We start from the raw sequence: 21,356 nt of genomic DNA, 5'->3' as shown, positions 1-21,356 counted from the left end.
TTTTGGCTCTCATGACTAGAAGCGTCTATTTGGGGAAAATCCGTTTATATCCATAGAGGTTTTCTTGTCCGATATTATTTCGGAAACCAATTTTCCGGTCACAGGGCCAAGACTCCAACCCATCATGGCGTGCCCAGTTGCTACCGTTAAATTTTTAAGGGCGCTACTTTTACCAATATAGGGCAAGCCATCCGGTGAAACGGGGCGCAGACCACTTTTGGCATCGGCTTTTTCTGATTCATTTATTTTTATTTCCGGATAGAATTCAGTGGCAGCTCTTGCTATGGCTTCAACCCGTTGTTTTCTAATAATATCGTTGATTCCCGAAAATTCCATGGTGCCTGCAAAACGAGTATATTCTGTCATTGGTGTTACCGCTACCTTGGCTTCCATTAAAATGGCCGGAATGGTAATCCCGGTGGGTCTAGGTACATTTATCCGATACCCTTTGCCCGCCTGTATGGGAAGTTTTATTTTCATTTTCTTGGACAAGCTATCGCTCCAAGAGCCTGCTGCCAAAACAACCTCTTCAGGGGAATATTCCTTCTTATTGCTAGTTACCTTGGTTATACGGCCATTTTCTGTAGATAAATCAATAACCTCTTCATTGGTCTTAATAACTACCCCGTTCTTCTTTAGGTAATCCAGCATTTTCTTCATGAACTCTGTCGGAGTGGTGTGTCCATCACACTCATAATGAACGGCCCCTTTGACGTCCATAGTAACGTTTGGTTGAAGTAAATCCAGTTCTTTTTTGTTCAATGAGCTAACCTCCAAGCCTAAGAACGAAGCCTTTTGAGCTACTTGCATTTCATGTTCACCTTCCTTTTCTGTTTTATATAACATTAAAAGACCTTTTCGTTCCAGTTGAAAATCACCTAGATCCCCAGTATTCTTTATAGAGGTAAAAAGTTCCCTACTAATTATATTTATTTCCTTGATCAAGGGTATTGCCAAGGCTACTTTTTCTTTAGTAGAGGATTTGTGGAAATACCATGACCATTTAAAAAAATCCGTATCCCAGCGGGGCTGCATATAAAATGGACTGGACGAATTGAACATCCATTTAATTCCTTTAGATATCATTCCAGGAGAGGCCAAGGGAATAATATGGCTTGGGGTAATATACCCAGCGTTGACAAAAGAGGCACCGGAAGTAATATCCGATCTGTCCAGTATGGTAACCTTATGACCCTCTTTTTGTAAAAAGTAGGCAGAACAGAGTCCAACAATTCCCCCACCTATGATCAATACATCTTTTTCCATTCTATTAAATTACTTGAAAACCGTGGGCATAGGGATCGTCATCATCGATAATAATATTGTTGTAGCCATAAACCTGTGCCCATCCTTTTATACTTGGGACGATGGCCTTTATTCCGGCCAAAGAAGTTTCTTCCTCCACTTTCCCAACAAATTGGGACCCAATAAAACTTTCATGGATAAACTCATCCCCCACTTTTAGCTTTCCTTTGGCATGCCATTGTGCCATTCGGGCAGAAGTGCCTGTGCCACAGGGAGACCTGTCTATTGCCTTATCCCCATAGAAAACAGCATTTCTTGCCGTGGCCTCCGGTGATATGGTGTTGCCAGTCCATTCTATATGGCTGACACTATTGATAGTCGGGTTCTCTGGGTGGATAAACTTGTTGGGATATTTAAGATTTATTTTCTCCCTTATCTCTTGACTGTATTGGACCAACTTGCCTGCGGAGTAATCCTGAATGCCTTTAAAATTCTTTTGGGGGTCAATAATAGCATAATAGTTGCCCCCGTAAGAGACGTCAAAAACAAGTTCCCCTAAATCTGAACAATTAACAGTAAGTTCGGATGCAGCCAGGTACGATTTAACATTCGTTAATTTTACCCAATCTACCTTTTTGCCGGTTTGTTGATATTGAATATTCACCAGGCCCGCAGGAGTTTCCATTCTTATTTTTCCGGGTTCCTTTGGAGAAAGTAGCCCTTCCTCTATCCCTATGGTAATTGCCCCTATGGTACCATGTCCGCACATGGGGAGACAGCCACTGGTTTCTATAAACAGTATACCAAAATCGTTGGCCGGATCTGAAGGCGGGTAAAAAATACTTCCGCTCATCATGTCATGGCCACGAGGTTCGAACATTAGTCCTTTTCGGATCCAATCGAATTCCTTTAAAAAATGCTGGCGTTTTTCGCTCATGTCCACGCCAAATAGATTAGGCCCTCCTCCGGCAACAACTCTAACAGGATTCCCGCATGTATGGGCATCCACACAAAAAAAAGTTTTTCTACCCATTTTGCTAGAGCTGCTGTTTGGTATGTTCACCGTTCACTAGTCTCATGATATCCAAAGGATTGTTGTTCTTTAAGGCATCCGGTAATAATTCTTCCGGCCAACTTTGGAAAGACACTGGTCTTACCCATCGTCTTATGGCCGAAGTTCCTACGGAGGTAAACCTACTATCTGTAGTAGACGGAAATGGCCCTCCATGCATCATGGATGGACAAACTTCCACTCCTGTGGGCACTCCATTGAAGATGATACGCCCTACCCTATTTACCAAAGCATTTACTACCTCTGGACTAGTTTTGATCTCGGTTTCCGTCCCTAAAATAGTTCCGGTCAACTGTCCTTCCAAATGTTGGATTACAGTAACTAATTCCGCTTTGTCCTGGCATTGTACAACAATTGAAAACGGACCAAAAACCTCCTTGTGTAACACGGGATTGTCCAAAAAGTCCTTCGCAGCAACGGTCAATATTTTTTGTTCGGCAAAATTAGGTGCCACTTCACCTTTAAAAGCAGCTACTTCGGCTGTTTTGGGCTGGGAGGATAATTCTTTTTTCCCTTTTTCGTAACCTTCGTATATGTTGGGATGCAACATGCAAGTAGGCTCTAATTTTTCTATTTCATTGCCCAAGTTGGTTATAAAACCCTCCAAGGCCTGTCCTTTTATACCTATAATAAGTCCTGGATTAGTGCAAAATTGCCCCGCTCCCAGTACAATGGAACCCGCGTATTGAGCGGCCCATTCGGACCCCTTTTGCTCCAAGGCAGAGGGTAGGACCACTACAGGATTAATACTGCCCATCTCGGCAAAAACCGGGATTGGCTCTTTTCTTTGTGAGGCCAATTTAAATAAGGCCATTCCTCCATTGGTACTGCCTGTAAAACCTACGCCTTTTACTTTTGGGTGCATGGTCAATAATTGCCCTACCTCCGAATCACTACTATTTAAATTGGAGAAAACGCCGTCTGGCATGCCTGTCTTTTTAGCGGCTTTGGCAATAGCTGAGGATACCAGTTCTCCAGTACCGGCATGCATTGGGTGACTTTTTACAATTACTGGGCAGCCTGCAGCCAAAGCACTGGCCGTATCTCCCCCGGCGGTAGAAAACGCCAATGGGAAATTGCTGGCGCCAAATACGGCAATGGGACCGATGGGAAGCAACATTTTTCTAATGTCTACTTTTGGCAATGGTTCCCTATTAGGCTGCGCAGTATCTATAGTGGCCTCTACCCAGGAGCCCTCTTCCAGTAAGGTGGCGAAGGCCCGTAGTTGTCCCATAGTTCTTCCCCGCTCTCCTTTTGCCCGGCCTTCAGGTAATCCCGATTCCTGGACGTAAACCGAAATCAATTCATCGCCCAAGGCTTCAATTTCGCTGGCAATGGCCTTTAAAAATTCGGCTTTTTTGGCGTCTGGAAACTTGCTATAGGTTTCAAATGCTATTGCTGCCTTATCTACTGCGGCATTTACCTCTTCTTGGGATGCCTCATGGAAAACCCATTCCGTAGGTTTATTTAATTTTGGGTTGAAAGTTGAATATGTTCTACTGTTCTTGGCCGATGTATCTACTCCAATATAGTTTTTCCCTGTAATCATTATGAATTTGTTATAATTATATGCTCAAATGAGCTTGAATTTCCTTGACTAAAGTAACACTTTAGAAGGTTATTTATGTTATAATTAGGTTAAACCAACTCTGGTTTATACTCAGGAAGGGTTGGTCTTGTCTTCATCCCTTCTTCAATAATTTGCAAGACCCTTTTTCTTTCCTCTCCCTGTAAAGGTAGTCTGGGCGCCCTAACTTGCTCCGTTCCAATGCCGGTAGCTACTTCGGCCAATTTTATATTTTGTACCAACTGGGGGTTGATGTCCAGTTCCAATAAAGGTAAAAACCATCTGTAAATAGCTAAGGCTTCCTGAATTCTCCCAGCTTTTGCCAGGCTATATATGGCTACGGTTTCTGCAGGAAAGGCACAGACCAGGCCAGCTACCCAGCCGTCCGCTCCCATAAGAACGCTTTCCAATCCTAAAGTGTCTACGCCTGTCAACACCTTTAGGCGGTCACCAAACCTATTTTTAATGCGTGTGATGTTGGAGATGTCCCGGGTAGATTCCTTTACGGCTTGTATGTTGGGCATGGTCAATAATTCTTCGAACATATCCAATGTTACCTCTATACCATAATCTACAGGATTGTTGTATATCATTATAGGTAAATCCGTGCTCTTGGCTACTTCCTTAAAATAGGTTACCGTTTCAAAATCATTTGCCTTATAACGCATAGGAGGAAGCATCATTAATCCACTGGCCCCATATTTTTTAGCTTTATAAGCCGCTTCAATGGCACCCTTTGTGGTCTGTTCAGCTATGTTTATGATAACAGGAATCTTACCGTCAACAATTCTCACAGTCTCCTGAATCAATATCTTCTTCTCATCATCTGTTAGAGTACTGGCTTCTCCAAGGGTACCTCCTAGGATGATAGCGCTGACCCCAGCTTCCAGCTGTGCCTGAATGTTGGTTTCGAACATCTCTAGGTCCAAGGTATCCTCTTTTGTGAATTTGGTGGTAACTGCGGGCATTACGCCTTCCCATTTTATTTGCATAACAAAGATTTTTATAATGAATTACAAATTTAATACAACCGTAAACCTTAAAATAGAGAAATATTAGCCGAATTTGAGAGAATATTAACTTATTGGGCTTTCAAATGGGAAAAACAGGTTAAAAAACGATGTGAGTATTATATCAATCCAAACAATTGTAATTTTAAGATATCTTGAACATAGTCCTAACTTTTAGGTGTTTATACCACTTATGGAATATCAACAATAATAGTCTAAGCAGTTTTATAAAAATACTAAGATTCTTTCTTAAAGATTTCCCTATTTTTGGAAAATTCTGAATTAATTAAAAATAGCTGAATGAAAAAGATACTGTTTGTTGCGTTAGGACTTTCCTTGGCCTGCAACTCATCGCAAAAAACCATTTCCCAACAAATTGAACCAGTAAAAACTAGTGTAAACCCCTTGGTTTATGCCCAATCCATTACGGAGGCCGAATTAAAGGAACACCTCTATACTTATGCCTCGGATGAATTTGAAGGTAGGGATACTGGGGAACCCGGACAAAAATTGGCAGTGGAATATCTTAAAGCAGAATATGTAGAACTTGGCATTCCTGCTGCCCAATCTGATGGGAATTATTTTCAAAATGTTCCGTTGGTCATAAGTAAATTACCTAAGGGATCTGTTTCCATAAATGGAAAGGAATACCAAAATGGAGAAGGGTTGTTGACATTTACAGCTGCCGCGGGTAGTTATGATAATATAGTATATGTAAACTATGGTATAGAAGAAGAGAATTATTCGGATTATGCCGGTGTGGATGTAAAAGGTAAAATAGTTTTGATGAAGGCAGGGGAACCTATGAACGCTGACGGAACCTATAAGCTATCCGGCTCCAATGAGGCATCTGTTTGGAGCAATATGTCGGAATCTATTGGAAAAAGAATGGAATTGGCCTCGAGCAAAGGTGCTATTGGTGTAATGTATTTTGATGAGGGCAACTACGGTCGCTTTAAAAATAGGTTTAATTTTATGCAAAGCAAGGATAGTGGAAGTATGGGGTTAAAGGATGAAGTCCAAAATGATTTTTACAGCTTTTTTATAGATGCCCTTGTAGCAAATGCCATTCTTCCTAATATTAAATCCGTAAATACTACTAAAAACGTTTCCACTAAATTGGTCCTTAATATTGAAAGTGATAGTAAAGACGTGGAATCTGAGAATGTAGTCGCCGTAATAAAAGGTTCGGAAAAGCCTGATGAGTATGTTATAATTTCAGCTCATCTTGATCATGTTGGGGTAAACACCGAGGGTGAGATTTTTAATGGCGCTGACGACGATGGTTCTGGAACCGTTGGTCTTTTGGAGATTGCTGAGGCATTTAAAAAAGCAGCGGATGAAGGCAATGGGCCAAAACGATCTGTAGTTTTTCTTCATGTAACGGGGGAGGAAAAAGGTCTTTTGGGATCAAAATATTACGCCGATCACGACCCAATTTTTCCTTTGTCCCAAACGGTGGCCGATTTAAATATTGATATGATCGGGAGAATAGACCCGAACCGCACTGGGAATAGGAATTATATTTATTTAATTGGTTCCGATAAGTTAAGTACAGAACTCCATGAGCTATCGGAAGAGGTCAACAAAAAATATATGAATATTGAATTGGATTACACCTTTAACGATGAAAATGATCCCAACCGTTTCTACTACAGAAGTGATCATTACAATTTTGCAAAAAATAATATTCCTATCATATTCTATTTTAATGGAACCCATGCCGACTATCACCAGCCTGGGGATACACCGGACAAAATAAATTATGATCTATTGGAAAATAGAACCAGACTGGTTTTTCTTACCGCTTGGGAGATAGCCAATAGGGATGCCCGTCTAAAGGTGGATAAGGCAGCTAAGTAATTAATAAAAAGTAAAGCTTTCAAAATGGGTGGATGAATTGGATTTGTCCACCTTTTTTGTTCTAAACATTTGGGAACTTGTGTGCCCCTTGCCCAACTCCAAATTGTTGTCCCCACAAATGGGATGGTCGGCTAAATGCCATATCAAAAAAAGAACAGGTTATATTCTAAACATTCGGCAACTTTTATGTTGAACATCGTAATTATTCCTATATTAATTTCAATGATTTACAAGATAGTCTTAATTTTGCATGCTAGTAAAAAAGTAGGTAATGTGCCTCTTTAAGAATATTAAATCTAAGATCATAAATCATAACCCTATAAAATGAAGAAAACGTTATTTGATAAAGTATGGGATTCCCATGTTGTTCATAAGATTGAAAATGGGCCTGATGTCCTGTTCATAGACCGTCACATGGTTCATGAAGTGACTAGTCCGGTAGCATTTCTAGGTCTAAAAAGTAGGGGTATTCCAGTAATGTACCCAGGGCGTACTTTTGCTACTGCAGATCATAACACTCCTACCATTAACCAGCATTTGCCAGTTGAGGATCCACTTTCGGCCAATCAGCTTAAAGCGTTGGAGGAAAATTCCAAAGCTCACGGTATTTCCTATTGGGGACTTGGACATGAAAAAAATGGAATTGTGCACGTGGTAGGTCCGGAATACGGAATTACCCAACCTGGCGCTACCATTGTATGTGGTGATTCGCATACCTCTACCCATGGCGCATTTGGAGCTATTGCATTTGGTATTGGAACTTCAGAGGTGGAAATGGTATTGGCTACCCAATGTATTATGCAGCAGAAGGCCAAATCTATGCGTATCAATGTAAATGGAAAACTTAGTAAGGGCGTTACACCAAAAGATGTGGCCCTATATATAATTTCCAAATTAACGACCTCCGGTGCAACAGGGTACTTTGTGGAGTATGCCGGTGATGTTTTTAGGAACATGACCATGGAGGGTAGAATGACCGTTTGTAACCTGAGTATTGAAATGGGTGCCCGTGGAGGGATGATTGCCCCGGACGAAAAAACTTTTGAATATATCAAAGGTCGGGAATTTACTCCTGTTGGTGCCGATTGGGACAAGGCCATGGAATATTGGGAAACTCTTAAAACGGATGAGGGTGCCACTTTTGACAAAGAAATTACCTTTGATGCTGCCGATATAGAACCTATGATTACTTACGGAACCAATCCAGGGATGGGTATCGGAATTTCCAATGGTATTCCAACGGCTGAATCTGTGGAGGGTGGTGTTGCCACATATAAAAAATCACTTCAATATATGGCCTTCCATGAGGGCGATAATATGATTGGAAAACCAATCGATTTTGTGTTTTTGGGAAGTTGTACCAATGGCCGTATTGAAGACTTTAGAGCTTTCGCCTCTATTGTAAAAGGCAGAAAAAAAGCAGATAATGTAACCGCTTGGTTGGTGCCTGGATCGCATAAAGTGGAATCCGCAATTAAGGAGGAAGGAATTTTGGACATCTTGCACGATGCTGGTTTTGAATTGCGCGAGCCTGGATGCTCTGCATGTTTGGCAATGAACGATGATAAGGTTCCTGCCGGGAAATATGCCGTTAGTACCTCGAATAGAAATTTTGAAGGTAGACAAGGCCCTGGGTCCAGAACACTTTTGGCAAGTCCGTTGGTGGCAGCTGCAGCAGCCGTAACTGGAAAGGTAACCGATCCTAGAGGATTGATGCAGGAGGAATTGGTTTAAAACGTCAAAGGGCTTTTGGCAAAATCTAAAATACTCCTTACATATTTCAGCGTCTTGTAACGGTATTTTCAGGAAATAGCTTCCGGAGGATTTTATTGAAGTCAAAATAATTTTGTGATAAAATAAAGTTTAATTTTCGTTTAGCGCTGGGCGCTGAGCACATAAGTTTAAATAACATGGCATACGATAAATTTAATATACTTAAAACAACAGGAGTTCCGCTTCCCATTGAAAATGTGGATACGGATCAAATAATCCCGGCCCGTTTTCTTAAGGCGACCGAGCGTAAAGGTTTTGGCGACAATTTGTTCAGGGATTGGCGCTACAATCCGGACAATAGTCCAAAAGAGGATTTTGTTTTAAACAATCCTACCTTCAGTGGTAAAATATTGGTGGGTGGAAAAAACTTTGGATCCGGTTCTTCTAGGGAACATGCTGCTTGGGCAGTGTACGATTACGGATTTAGGTGTGTGGTATCCAGTTTTTTTGCAGATATTTTTAAGAATAACTGTTTAAATATTGGTGTATTGCCAGTTCAGGTGAGCGCTCCGTTTTTGGAAAAAATATTTGAGGCAATCTATGCGGATCCAAAAACAGAATTGGTAGTAAATTTACCCGAACAGACCATTACGTTGACCACTACTGGCGAATCCGAAAGTTTTGATATCAACAATTACAAAAAAGATAATATGCTTAACGGCTTCGACGATATTGATTATCTTTTGAATATAAAGGAGAATATTAGGGAATTTGCCGAAGATACTCCATTGTAAAATATGGCGTTGCATTAAATGTACCTTAATCTTGAGTGGAGGTTTTTTTTCATCTTAATGGGCTGCAAGGACATTTTACTGCTTTTTAAGTTATTGGACAATAGAGATACGGTTACTAGTTCTGCATAAATGAAACGAAGAATAATTGAAATAATGGACACCACCCTTCGGGATGGGGAACAGACCTCAGGGGTGTCCTTTTCGGCATCCGAAAAACTTACCTTGGCTAAGTTATTGTTGGATGAGTTGAATGTGGATAGAATTGAAGTAGCTTCCGCCCGGGTATCGGAAGGAGAACTTTCTGCGGTACAACAGATTACCGAATGGGCCAATACTAAAGGGTATATAAACCGTGTTGAAGTTCTGACTTTTGTGGATGGGGGTGTTTCTATCGATTGGATGAAAAAATCCGGTGCCAAGGTCCAGAATCTTTTAACTAAAGGTTCTATGAACCACCTAACACACCAACTTAAAAAAACACCGCAACAACATTTTAGCGAAATTGAAAAGACCATTGCAGAAGCGGCCAAGGAAGGCATTTCTACCAATGTATATTTGGAGGACTGGAGCAATGGAATGCGAAATTCAAAGGAATATGTGTTCCAATTTATAGATTTCCTGTCCACACAACCTATTAAAAGGGTATTGTTGCCGGATACTTTGGGAATCCTGACCTATACCGAAACAAACAAATTTATATCTGAAATAGTTCAGCGTTATCCCAAGATGCATTTCGATTTTCATGGACATAACGATTATGATTTAAGTGTTTCCAATATAATGGAGGCGATAAAAGCAGGTTGCCATGGCCTTCATTTAACCGTAAACGGTATGGGTGAAAGAGCAGGTAACGCCCCAATGGCAAGTGCCATTGCGGTAATCAATGATTTTATGCCCGAAATAGAGGTAACCGTGAACGAATCTTCCCTTTATAAGGTGAGCAAGTTGGTATCTGCCTTTACCGGGTTTGGAATTCCTGCCAACAAGCCAATCGTTGGTGATAATGTTTTTACCCAAACTGCTGGAATCCATGCAGATGGGGACAGTAAAAAGAATTTGTACTTTAACGACTTAATGCCAGAGAGATTTGGTAGAAAACGTAAATATGCCTTAGGTAAAACTTCGGGAAAGGCCAATATTCAAAAGAACTTACAGGAGCTGGGACTAACCCTCAATGATGATGAATTAAAAAAGGTTACGGCCCGTATTATTGAATTGGGAGATAAAAAGGAAAAGGTAACCAAGGAGGACCTGCCCTATATTATCTCCGATGTTTTGGATAGTGATACCTATCAGCAAAAAGTTTTTGTTAAATCGTACGTACTCACCCATTCCAAAGGCTTAAAGCCCTCCACTACCCTAGCCCTCGAAATTAATGGTGAACTTATAGAGGAACACGCTCAGGGCGATGGTCAATATGATGCCTTTATGAATGCCTTGAGAAAAGTATATAAATCCAAAAAATTGGAATTGCCCACTTTGGTGGATTATGCGGTTCGAATTCCACCAGGCAGTAACTCTGATGCACTCTGTGAAACCATTATTACCTGGAAAAGAGGTGATAAGGAATTTATATCCAGGGGGTTGGACTCCGATCAAACTGTCTCGGCCATAAAAGCGACCGAGAAAATGTTAAATATTATTTAGGAAAAACACAAACAATTATAACCATGCCAGGCGCAAAACGTATGGCAAAAAGCAAGAATAAATGAAATTAAATATTGCCCTTTTAGCAGGAGATGGAATAGGTCCTGAAGTAATTGATCAAGCGGTAAAAGTATCCAATGCCATAGCCAAGAAATACAATCATGAGATAAGCTGGACACCTGCCCTTACCGGTGCAGCGGCAATTGATGCTGTTGGAGAGCCTTATCCAGATGAAACCCATGCCGTTTGTGAAGCTGCGGATGCCGTTTTATTTGGCGCTATTGGGCACCCAAGATTCGACAATGATCCATCTGCTAAGGTACGTCCAGAGCAAGGATTGTTGAAAATGAGACAAAAATTGGGCTTGTTTGCCAACGTTAGGCCTACTTTTACTTTTCCGTCACTTATAGATAAGTCCCCTTTAAAACGTGAGCGAATCGAGGGAACGGATTTAATTATTCTAAGGGAATTAACGGGCGGAGTATATTTTGGGGAACGAGGAAGAAAGGATAATGGGAATACCGCCTTTGATACTATGACCTATACCCGTGCGGAAATTCAGCGTTTGGCCAAAAAAGGGTTTGAAATGGCCATGACCAGATCTAAAAAGCTTTGTTGTGTAGATAAGGCCAACGTTTTGGAATCTTCCAGATTGTGGAGAGAGACGGTACAGGCAATGGAAAAGGATTACCCAGAAGTAACTGTTTCCTATGAATTTGTGGATGCTGTGGCCATGAGATTGGTGCAATGGCCAAAAGGGTATGATGTAATAATAACTGAAAATCTTTTTGGAGATATTTTAACGGATGAGGCTTCGGTAATTTCAGGGTCTATGGGATTAATGCCATCGGCTTCCGTAGGAACCAAAACAAGATTGTATGAACCAATTCACGGGTCATACCCACAAGCGGCAGGTAAGGATATAGCAAATCCATTGGCTACGGTGCTATCGGCTGCCATGATGTTCGAAGATTTTGACTTGAAGGAAGAGGCACAGGCCATTCGGGATGTTGTAAACAAATCCCTGGCTGAAGGTGTGGTTTCGGAAGATTTGGCAGAAGGCGGAAAAGCCTATAAGACCAGTGAAATTGGAGATTGGTTGGCTAAAAATATCTAGAATACTTGTCATTCCTGTGTTGACAGGAATCTATAAAAAGAGGGCGTCTAAATCTTATTAGACGCCCTCTTTTATGTTTTTACGGATTATATCCGAACCTTAAGAATTGAATGCCATTTTTCTTTTGGTACTGACCGCTCTACTTTTAGAAAACACTATTATCAATACAGCTATAGCTATACCGGTTCCTGCCATTGAGGCCCCTACCAAGCTTGCCGATGTAAAACCGTACCCTAAGGCTATGGGCAATCCGGCAAAAAATGCTCCTGAGGCATTGCCCATGTTAAAGGCACTCTGATTCATGGAAGACCCCAACATTTCAGATCCCTTGGATGCCTTTATAATGGCCAATTGAATTGGTGTGCCTACCATAAAGGAAACGATCCCTATAATGAAGGTTAAAATTAATATTGCTACTGGATTTGCGGCAACCAAGAAGTTGATTAACAGTACCATTACCATTAAGGATAAACTGATGATTACAGCCTTCAATGGACTAAATATCTCTGCCATTTTAGCACCAATAAAATTACCGAACACCATTCCTAAACCTGCCAAGATCATGGCATAGCTCACCATACTTTCGGAATGTCCCGATACATTTGTTAACAACGGGGCAATGTAGCTATACCAGGCAAAAAATCCCCCTGTCCCGATTGTGGTGAGTAAGATGAGCAGCCAAATTTCCACTCTCTTAAAAACCTTCAAATCTTTGATAAATCCCTCGGAAGAGGATTTTTCCATTTTTGGCATCCAAAAGTAGATGCTGAGCAATGCTATAACACCCACAATACCCACTAATAGAAAAGAAAGGTTCCAATTATAATAATGGCCTAGATAAGTGCCTATGGGTACTCCTATTACATTGGCTATGGTTAAGCCGGCAAACATGGTAGCAATGGCCTGGGCCGCTTTTCCTTCTTTTGCCAACTTTCCTGCCACTACGGCACCAATTCCAAAAAATGCTCCATGTGGCAATCCAGATAGGAATCTAGCAATCATTAATGTAACATAGTTTGTAGAAAATGCTGAAAGGGTGTTGAAAAGCGTAAACCATACCATTAAATATAGTAACACTTTATGCGCTGGCCACTTTCCGCTCAAAGCCGTTAAAGTGGGGGCGCCAACTACCACTCCCAAGGCATAGGCCGATATAAAATGACCCGCCTGAGGTATACTTATTTGAAGAGAATTGGCCACGTCCGGAAGAATACCCATTATTACAAACTCGGTCATTCCTATACCAAAGCCTCCTACCCCTAGGGCAAGCAGTGCTTTTTTGTTCGATTTGTCCATACTCATAATATTATTATTTAAGACATTAATACAGGTACAATATTACTACAAGGTATTTTCGTACAGCTATGGATAATTATCCTATTTATATGCATTTATATCCTGCAAAAAAGCGGCAAAAGTAATACTCTTTACTGATATAGTGCGTGTTTATAGTAGTTTTTGCGTTTTATTGGGAAATATTTAATATTCAATGGGTCGACTTATTTAGGGCTTCTTTGATCTAAATGCTTTCCTAATCACGGCCAAAAGGCCTCATTGCCATTTAAGAAAGGGTAGAGAAGTTATGCTTTAGAATTTAAAAAGTTTTTGACCAGGTGGTATGCCCCATTAAATTTTGAAATCTATACGATTTATGAATATTAAGCGTTGATACCATGTACAAGAAGGTTTTTTCTTACAAAAATTTATCATCATGAAAATATTTCAGCATAAAATACTTCATCTCGAAGACCTTGATCATTTGGATTTGGATTTTGTTCCTGATGTATTTTTTCTCTTCGCATCACCCACCTTTATAGGTACTGAAGAATTTGTAAACCAATTGGCACTTAAATTTGAAAATACTAAACTAATAGGATGTTCCACTGCCGGAGAAATCTTGGGAAATGAAGTGTTGGATTCTACGATAGCCTTGACGGCCGTTAAGTTTGAAAAGACTAAACTTAGAATTGAGGAAGTTGATCTAATTTCCTGTAACCTGGATAGTTTTGAAGCAGGGAAAGCTATTAGTAGCAAATTAAAAGGGCCAGATTTGAGGCATATTTTTGTGCTCAGTGATGGACTTATTGTAAATGGGGCCGAATTGGTAAAGGGGTTGCATGCCGATTTGGATAAGTCGGTAAGTATCACCGGCGGTTTGGCTGGGGATTGTTCAAACTTCGAAAATACCTTTGTTATTTCCGGGAACCAAGTGGCTTCCAAAAAGATTGTTGCCCTAGGTTTATATGGCCCGGAACTGAGCATAGGATTTGCATCCAAGGGAGGCTGGGACAGTTTTGGTATTGAAAGACTGGTAACGAAATCTATCAACAATGTACTTTATGAATTGGATGGGCAACCGGCACTGGAGCTATATAAATCATTTTTGGGAGACATGGCAAAGGATTTGCCCGGATCGGGTCTGTTGTTTCCTTTGAGCATGAGGGATGAGGATAATCAAATACCAGTTGTAAGGACCATATTGTCCATTGATGAAAAAAATGGAAGTCTCACTTTTGCGGGAAACATTCCCCAAGGATCCTATGTAAGATTGATGAAGGCGAATATTGATAGAATAATAGGAGGAGCTGAACAATCGGCAATAACTGCCAAGAATAGTACAGAAGATCAACATCAATTGGCTTTCTTGATAAGCTGTGTAGGGCGAAGATTGGTTATGAAACAGTTGGTGGAGGAAGAAGTAGAAGCCGTTAATGAAGTATTTGGCAATGATATCTATACCACTGGATTCTATTCGTACGGGGAAATTGCTCCCTTTGATAAGTTTTCGCCTTGTACACTGCACAATCAAACAATGACGATAACAACATTTTCTGAATGAGCAATAATTACCATAGGTTACTCAAAAGACAGTTGAAAAAGATAGATTTGGAGGATGGTACTCTAGATCTTATCGCCCCCTTATTGCGTCAAGTGGACGAAGCATATAAGGCTTATGATTGTGATTTGGAACAGGTAGAGAATGTTTTGGAGAAAAGTTCCCAAGAATTGTTCCAGACCAACCAGCAGTTAAAAAACAGTGTGGAATCTATTTCAGGACAATTGTCCAAAGTAGCCGGAAACATTAAGGATGTTATTTTTGAAATGGATCTAAATGGCAATTGGTCCTATCTGAATCCTGCCTGGAGAAAGTTGACAGGTTATAAGGTTAAAGATTGTTTAGGGAAACCTTACTACCAATTTTTAAAGGATGACCAGGGAAACGATTTCAAAAATTTTATAGACCTTAAGACACCTAACTTTAAAACTATAAGCAAATCGTTTAAGTCCCAAATTATCACCGGGGAATATAAATGGTTGGATTTTTCCTTGAAGGTCATTATGTCCGAAGACGGAAATATTGAAGGGTATATTGGCGCTATTGTGGATATAAGCAAAATAAAAGAAACGGAATTGGCCCTAATTGAGGCCAAGGAGAAGGAATCTATGGCCAATAAGGCCAAAGACGAGTTTTTGACCACTATGTCCCATGAGATAAGAACGCCGTTGAATGCGGTCATAGGTATAAGCCACTTGCTGCTATTGGAAAATCCTAAAATGGAGCAGATGGAAAACCTAAGTACCCTAAAGCATTCCTCGGAGCATCTTTTGTGTTTGGTAAATGATATTTTGGATTTCAATAAAATTGCCTCTGGCCTTTTGGAACTGGAGGAAAGGGATTTTAGTTTAAATCAAGTCCTCAATGGTTTACAAAGTATTTTCCACAATACGGCAAAAGAGAAGGACTTGAGGCTTCTTGTCAAGACGGACACAGCGCTCCCCAAAACATTTATTGGGGACAGTACCAGATTATCCCAAATCCTGACCAACCTGGTCAGCAATGCCATTAAGTTTACAGAGGAAGGCAAGGTTACTGTGGATATTGAAGCTGTGGAGATAGCTAACGATTACTGCGTTTTGGAATTTATAATATCCGATACGGGAATTGGTATTCCTGAAGATAAACGGGATAAAATATTTCTTTCATTCGCCCAGGCCAATTCTGATACCACAAGAAAGTACGGAGGTACAGGTTTGGGTCTGGCCATCTGTAAGCGATTATTGGAAATTATGGATAGCGAGCTAAAATTGGAGAGCCAAGTGGGCAAAGGATCCACCTTTAGTTTTAAGCTGAAGCTACAAAAGAGCAGCAAGACCGATTATCAGGAGGATGTCGATGCCTTTGATGCCAAGTCAATTCATGAACAGGATAATCTAAAAGGGGCTAGAATTCTTGTGGCCGAGGACAATAAAGTGAATATTATGGTCATCGAAAAGTTTCTCTCCAAATGGCAGGTAGATTTTGATATAGCAGAAAATGGACTAATAGCCCTTAATAAGGCCATGGAAAGTACCTATGATATGATATTGATGGACCTTCAAATGCCGGTAATGAACGGTTTTGAAGCAAGCAAGGCCATTAGGGATTCCAATAACCCCCTCAATAAGGTCATGCCCATCTACGCGCTATCTGCTTCCACGGGAATGGATATTAAGAACCAGTTAGGGGAATACGGAATAGATGGTCTTATATGCAAACCTTTTAATCCAACGGAATTATTCAAAACATTGACGTCTATCCTTCAGCAAAAGTATATTCAGTAATTAAGATAATCTAAAGGCTAGGTGTTTATCGTTTTAAAACAGAATCACTTATCTTCTAAAATCAAAACATCTGTAAAGAAATAAAAAAATTAAAGCCCACTAGATAGATATCAAGTTGGGCTTTAATCTTTTGAAATTCACAAGATCCAGAAAATCTAAATTAAATATCGGTTATAGAATATAGTCGGTACTAATAAAATTGGACAGTTTGGATTCCAACAACTGTTCTACGGTTTCATTATTAAGTTCGTTGTCCTTAAAGGCCACAAAGGTCCTTATAGAGAAGGAACGTAATGCATCATAGACACTTAGGGTAGCTTGGGCAGAATCCTTTCGCCCTGTAAATGGATAAACATCCGGGCCACGTTGACATGAGCTATTAAGGTTTACCCTACATACCAAGTTCACCAAGGTATCTATTAACGGAGCTATGGCGTATACATCCTTTCCGAACAAACTTACCTGTTGTCCATAATTGGATTCGGCCATATCGTCCAAAGGTTCTTCAATATCCTTAAAGGTCACGATTGGAATTACCGGACCAAATTGCTCTTCCTGATAGACCCGCATTTCTTTGTTAACGGGATATAGTACCGCTGGCCAAATATAATTGTCGGAATGTGTGCCCCCTTTTTTATTCAAAATCTTGGCACCTTTTTCTCTGGCGTCATCTATTAACTCCTGTATATAGGCTGGCTTACCAGGTTCGGGCAGAGGGGTTAACTTAACGCCTTCTTCCCAAGGGTTTCCAAATTTTAGGGCATCGACCCTCTCGGAAAATCGTTTGTTAAATTCCTCGGCAATATCCTCGTGGACATAGATTATTTTTAGCGCGGTACAACGTTGTCCGTTAAAGGACAAGGTACCGGCAATACACTCGTCTATGGTTAAATCCAAATCTGCGTCAGGTAATATTATAGCTGGATTTTTAGCTTCCAGTCCGAGCACCAAACGCAGTCTATTGCTTTTTGGATGTTGGTTCTGCAGGGCATTTGCCGATTTACTATTACCTATCAAAGCCAAAACATCAACTTTCCCTGTCTTCATTATTGGCGCTGCTACTGCCCTACCCCTACCAAATACAATATTCACTACCCCTTTTGGGAAACTGGATTGAAAAGCCTCCAACAGTGGTGTAATCAATAAAACACCGTGTTTCGCAGGCTTAAAAATGGTCGTATTCCCCATGATTATGGCAGGAATAAGCAAGGCGAAAGTTTCGTTTAATGGATAGTTGTACGGGCCCAAACATAGTACCACCCCAAGTGGACCCCTTCTAATATGTGCATAAACACCATCGTTTTTTTCAAATTTGGCATTATCACGGTCAAGTTGCTTGTAATCCTCAATGGTATCATTAATATACTCCACCGTTCTGTCGAACTCCTTTTGGGAGTCCGGAAGCGATTTTCCAATTTCCCACATCAGAAGTTTCACAATCTCATCCCTCTTGGCCTGCATTTTCTTTACAAAAATCTCCATGCAGTCTATGCGTTCCTTGACCCTCATGGTAGGCCAGATGCCCTTACCTTTGTTATAGGCCTGCAGGGCGGCATCAAGAGCTTCCATGGCTTCCTTTTCCTCCATGTCCGGAATACTGCCCAATAATGTTGGTGCGTATTTTTCTGTGCTGGATATGGTGGAGTACACCTCGGAGGTTTTTCCCTCCCAAGCCCTTAATTCACCATTGATAAGATAAGTTCTTTGATGAATAACCTCGTTTATAATGTATTCTGAAGGTATGCCCGATTTGCCCATAAGTGATTTTGTATTGAAAAATGAAACTATTGAAATTAAACTATCAGACCACTAAATTAATAAAACGATAATTTTAATTCCCTATAAATCTGATAGAATATTTGAAGGAAAGTCACGAAAAGGATTTCGCATTTTGCAATATCATAAAAATTACCACAAATGTTATTAAATTAAATACTGAAACAAATCCGGCTTATCGTTAATGTAGTCGCCAAAAAAATTGTTCTCCTTCATCCGTTTTACAAGCGGAGCCAAATCTTCTGGATGTTTTAATTCTATTCCCACTACGGCCGGAGCATTCTCCCGACTCGATTTTTTTGAATATTCAAAATGGGTAATATCATCGGTTGGACCCAAAATATCAACAACGAATTCCTTCAAGGCACCTGGTCTCTGAGGAAAGCGAATAATAAAATAGTGTTTTAATTTGCCGTAAAGCAAGGCGCGTTCTTTTATCTCGGCCGTACGCGTAATATCGTTGTTACTTCCACTGACTATGCAGACCACATTTTTACCTTTTATTTCTTCCTTATAGTCGTCCAGTACTGTAATTGTAAGGGCTCCGGCCGGTTCCACAACAATGGCGTCCCTATTGTAAAGATCTAATATGGTCTGGCAAACCTTGCCTTCCGGAACGGTTACCATATCATAAAGACATTCCCTACAAATATCAAAAGTAATATCGCCAACTCGTTTTACTGCGGCACCATCAATAAATTTGTCGATATGTTCCAATTCCGTGTTAATACCCTTTTCCATAGAGTTCTTCATAGATGGGGCTCCTTCCGGCTCCACACCTATAATTTTTGTATGGGGCGACAAAGTCTGGAATACGGCGCAAAGACCAGATGCCAAACCACCACCTCCTACAGCTACAAAGACATAATCTATAGGTTTTTTTGTCTGTTCCAATATTTCCAAACCAACCGTAGCCTGACCTTCAATAATTTTTGGGTCATCAAAAGGATGGATATAAGTCTTTTTTTCAGCGGCACAGAATTTTTTAGCCGCATCTGAGGAATCATCAAAGGTATCTCCCTCCAGTACCACGGTTACCCAATCCCCTCCAAATAATTTTGTTTGTTCAACCTTTTGTTTCGGGGTCACGGAAGGCATATAAATGGTGCCTTTTATTCCTAAGTGATTACAGGCAAAGGCAACACCTTGGGCATGGTTTCCTGCGCTGGCGCATACCACTCCGTTGACTGTTTCTTTTTTGCTAAGGGAGCTAATCTTATTGAAGGCACCTCTTATTTTATAGCTTCTTACCCTGTGTAAATCTTCCCTTTTTAAAAGAATATTGGCATCATAGGCCTTGGAATATCTGATGCTCTGCATCAAGGGGGTAATATCCGCTACTTGCCTAATGGTTTCGGCAGCCTTCCGGATGTCCTCTATTTTGGGAAAATATGGTTTCATTAATAGGTATATAAACAAAGACCTGCCCAGTTAATTAAACTCGGCAGGCCTTATAATTAGTTAATTGTGATTATACTATAGGTTTCATGGCCGTCATGGATGCACGCAACCTTGCTCCTACTATCTCTACAGGGTGCTCGCGTAAAGCTTTGTTGACAGCAATTAGTTTTGCATTGTCCACACTTAGATGTTTTTGATCGGCAAAATGTTTACCAATGACATCTGTATCTATGGTTTTCATGAAATCGGCCAATAGAGGCTTACAGGCATGATCGAACAAATAACAACCGTATTCGGCCGTATCCGATATAACCCTGTTCATTTCAAACAATTTTTTTCTAGCAATGGTGTTGGCGATCAACGGAGTTTCATGAAGTGACTCATAGTAAGCAGATTCGGCAATAATTCCAGATTCGGTCATGGACTCAAAAGCCAATTCCACACCCGCTCTTACCATAGCTACCATTAGTACTCCGTGGTCATAAAATTCCTGTTCAACTATTTTAACAGATCCTGCAGGAGTTTTTTCGAAAGCGGTCTCTCCGGTTGCTGCTCTCCAGGTCAATAGGTTTTTATCGTCATTGGCCCAATCTTCCATCATGGTTTTTGAAAAATGGCCGCTCATAATATCGTCCATATGCTTATGGAAAAGTGGGCGCATTATATCTTTTAATTCTTCAGATAGTTCAAAAGCCTTGATCTTTGCAGGATTGGACAAACGATCCATCATATGGGTAATACCTCCGTATTTAAGACCTTCTGTAATGGTCTCCCATCCGTACTGAATTAACTTGGAAGCATATCCTGCGTCAATTCCTTTTTCAATCATTTTATCAAAACAAAGTATAGAACCTGTTTGCAACAAGCCACAAAGTATGGTCTGTTCACCCATTAAATCAGATTTTACTTCGGCAACAAAAGAAGACTCCAAAACACCGGCCTTATGTCCGCCAGTGGCAACTGCATAGGCTTTTGCCTGGGCCAAACCTTTATCTTGAGGGTCATTGTTGGGGTGTACTGCAATTAGGGTAGGTACACCAAAACCTCTTTTATATTCTTCACGGACTTCAGATCCTGGACATTTTGGCGCCACCATAATAACGGTTAGGTCCTCACGGATCTGCATTCCTTCCTCCACAATATTAAAACCGTGTGAGTAGGATAATGTAGCACCTTTTTTCATTAGGGGCATAACCGCAGAAACCACACTGGTGTGTTGTTTGTCCGGGGTCAAGTTAATAACTACATCCGCCGTTGGAATAAGTTCTTCGTAGGTCCCAACATTGAAGCCATTTTCACTTGCGTTTATAAAAGACTGTCTTTTTTCTTTTATAGCTGCACCCCTTAGAGTGTATGAAATATCCAATCCCGAATCGCGCATGTTAAGACCTTGGTTAAGACCTTGTGCACCACAGCCTACGATTACAATCTTTTTTCCTTTTAAAGCGGATACACCATCAGAAAATTCTGTAGATTCCATGAACCTGCATTTCCCTAATTGAGTAAGTTGTTCCCTTAATGATAGTGTATTAAAGTAATTTGCCATTTT

Annotated in this window: 15 protein-coding genes; 7 read left to right on the top strand and 8 right to left on the bottom strand. The window is 40.6% G+C overall.

The features are described from left to right. Positions 1–15 precede the first annotated feature (15 nt). From MWU82_RS16035 to MWU82_RS16020, 4 genes are all read right to left on the bottom strand, one after another. Positions 16–1,266, bottom strand: coding sequence for an FAD-dependent oxidoreductase (locus MWU82_RS16035; RefSeq protein ID WP_215948320.1), 1,251 nt, complete (start codon positions 1,264–1,266; stop codon positions 16–18). 4 nt (positions 1,267–1,270) lie between these two features. After that, positions 1,271–2,278: a 4-hydroxyproline epimerase gene (locus tag MWU82_RS16030; protein WP_215948321.1), complete on the bottom strand. Its 1,008-nt coding sequence runs from the start codon at positions 2,276–2,278 to the stop codon at positions 1,271–1,273. Between the two features lie 4 nt (positions 2,279–2,282). Further along, entirely contained in the window at positions 2,283–3,866 is a 1,584-nt protein-coding gene (locus MWU82_RS16025) for an aldehyde dehydrogenase (NADP(+)) (RefSeq protein ID WP_247097148.1), read from the bottom strand. Between the two features lie 89 nt (positions 3,867–3,955). After that, positions 3,956–4,876 carry a dihydrodipicolinate synthase family protein gene (locus MWU82_RS16020; protein WP_215948323.1) on the bottom strand — a complete coding sequence of 307 codons (921 nt, stop codon included), beginning with the start codon at positions 4,874–4,876 and terminating at the stop codon, positions 3,956–3,958. 318 nt (positions 4,877–5,194) lie between these two features. Between MWU82_RS16020 and MWU82_RS16015 the strand changes: the two genes are divergently transcribed. The 5 genes from MWU82_RS16015 to leuB all read left to right on the top strand — a co-directional run bounded on the left by MWU82_RS16015 (position 5,195) and on the right by leuB (position 12,028). After that, positions 5,195–6,757, top strand: a complete 1,563-nt coding sequence (locus MWU82_RS16015) for a M28 family peptidase (RefSeq protein WP_247097147.1) — start codon at positions 5,195–5,197, stop codon at positions 6,755–6,757. A gap of 324 nt (positions 6,758–7,081) precedes the next feature. Further along, positions 7,082–8,491 carry a 3-isopropylmalate dehydratase large subunit gene (gene leuC, locus MWU82_RS16010; protein WP_215948325.1) on the top strand — a complete coding sequence of 470 codons (1,410 nt, stop codon included), beginning with the start codon at positions 7,082–7,084 and terminating at the stop codon, positions 8,489–8,491. 176 nt (positions 8,492–8,667) lie between these two features. Further along, positions 8,668–9,264, top strand: coding sequence for a 3-isopropylmalate dehydratase small subunit (gene leuD, locus MWU82_RS16005; protein ID WP_215948326.1), 597 nt, complete (start codon positions 8,668–8,670; stop codon positions 9,262–9,264). 129 nt (positions 9,265–9,393) lie between these two features. After that, positions 9,394–10,911 carry an alpha-isopropylmalate synthase regulatory domain-containing protein gene (locus MWU82_RS16000; protein WP_247097146.1) on the top strand — a complete coding sequence of 506 codons (1,518 nt, stop codon included), beginning with the start codon at positions 9,394–9,396 and terminating at the stop codon, positions 10,909–10,911. A 61-nt stretch (positions 10,912–10,972) separates the two neighbouring features. Continuing rightward, on the top strand, positions 10,973–12,028 hold the full coding sequence (gene leuB, locus MWU82_RS15995; protein WP_072861269.1) for a 3-isopropylmalate dehydrogenase: 1,056 nt from the start codon (positions 10,973–10,975) through the stop codon (positions 12,026–12,028). A 99-nt stretch (positions 12,029–12,127) separates the two neighbouring features. On the opposite strand, the gene MWU82_RS15990 is transcribed toward leuB, so the two are convergent. Further along, positions 12,128–13,330: an MFS transporter gene (locus MWU82_RS15990; protein WP_247097145.1), complete on the bottom strand. Its 1,203-nt coding sequence runs from the start codon at positions 13,328–13,330 to the stop codon at positions 12,128–12,130. A 409-nt stretch (positions 13,331–13,739) separates the two neighbouring features. Here MWU82_RS15990 and MWU82_RS15985 point away from each other — a divergent pair, with 409 nt between their 5' ends. Then, positions 13,740–14,867 carry an FIST N-terminal domain-containing protein gene (locus MWU82_RS15985; RefSeq protein WP_215948328.1) on the top strand — a complete coding sequence of 376 codons (1,128 nt, stop codon included), beginning with the start codon at positions 13,740–13,742 and terminating at the stop codon, positions 14,865–14,867. Next, a complete protein-coding gene (locus MWU82_RS15980; RefSeq protein WP_247097144.1) occupies positions 14,864–16,630 on the top strand; it encodes an ATP-binding protein in 1,767 nt (588 codons plus the stop codon). The genes MWU82_RS15985 and MWU82_RS15980 overlap by 4 nt, the downstream gene beginning before the upstream one ends. Positions 16,631–16,801: 171 nt before the next feature. Here the strand turns inward: MWU82_RS15980 and MWU82_RS15975 are convergent, their stop codons facing one another. From MWU82_RS15975 to ilvC, 3 genes are all read right to left on the bottom strand, one after another. After that, a complete protein-coding gene (locus MWU82_RS15975) occupies positions 16,802–18,388 on the bottom strand; it encodes an NADP-dependent glyceraldehyde-3-phosphate dehydrogenase (RefSeq protein WP_215948330.1) in 1,587 nt (528 codons plus the stop codon). A 165-nt stretch (positions 18,389–18,553) separates the two neighbouring features. Continuing rightward, positions 18,554–19,807 (bottom strand): threonine ammonia-lyase IlvA, encoded by a 1,254-nt coding sequence (gene ilvA / locus MWU82_RS15970; protein WP_215948331.1) that lies wholly within the window; start codon positions 19,805–19,807, stop codon positions 18,554–18,556. A 70-nt stretch (positions 19,808–19,877) separates the two neighbouring features. Next, positions 19,878–21,353, bottom strand: coding sequence for a ketol-acid reductoisomerase (gene ilvC, locus MWU82_RS15965; RefSeq protein ID WP_247097143.1), 1,476 nt, complete (start codon positions 21,351–21,353; stop codon positions 19,878–19,880). Between the last annotated feature and the right edge of the window lie 3 nt (positions 21,354–21,356).

Origin of the sequence: Arenibacter sp. S6351L (assembly GCF_023016025.1) — a bacterium.
Classification (GTDB): Bacteria; Bacteroidota; Bacteroidia; order Flavobacteriales; family Flavobacteriaceae; genus Arenibacter; species Arenibacter algicola_B.
This window is presented reverse-complemented; position numbering and strand designations above follow the sequence as displayed.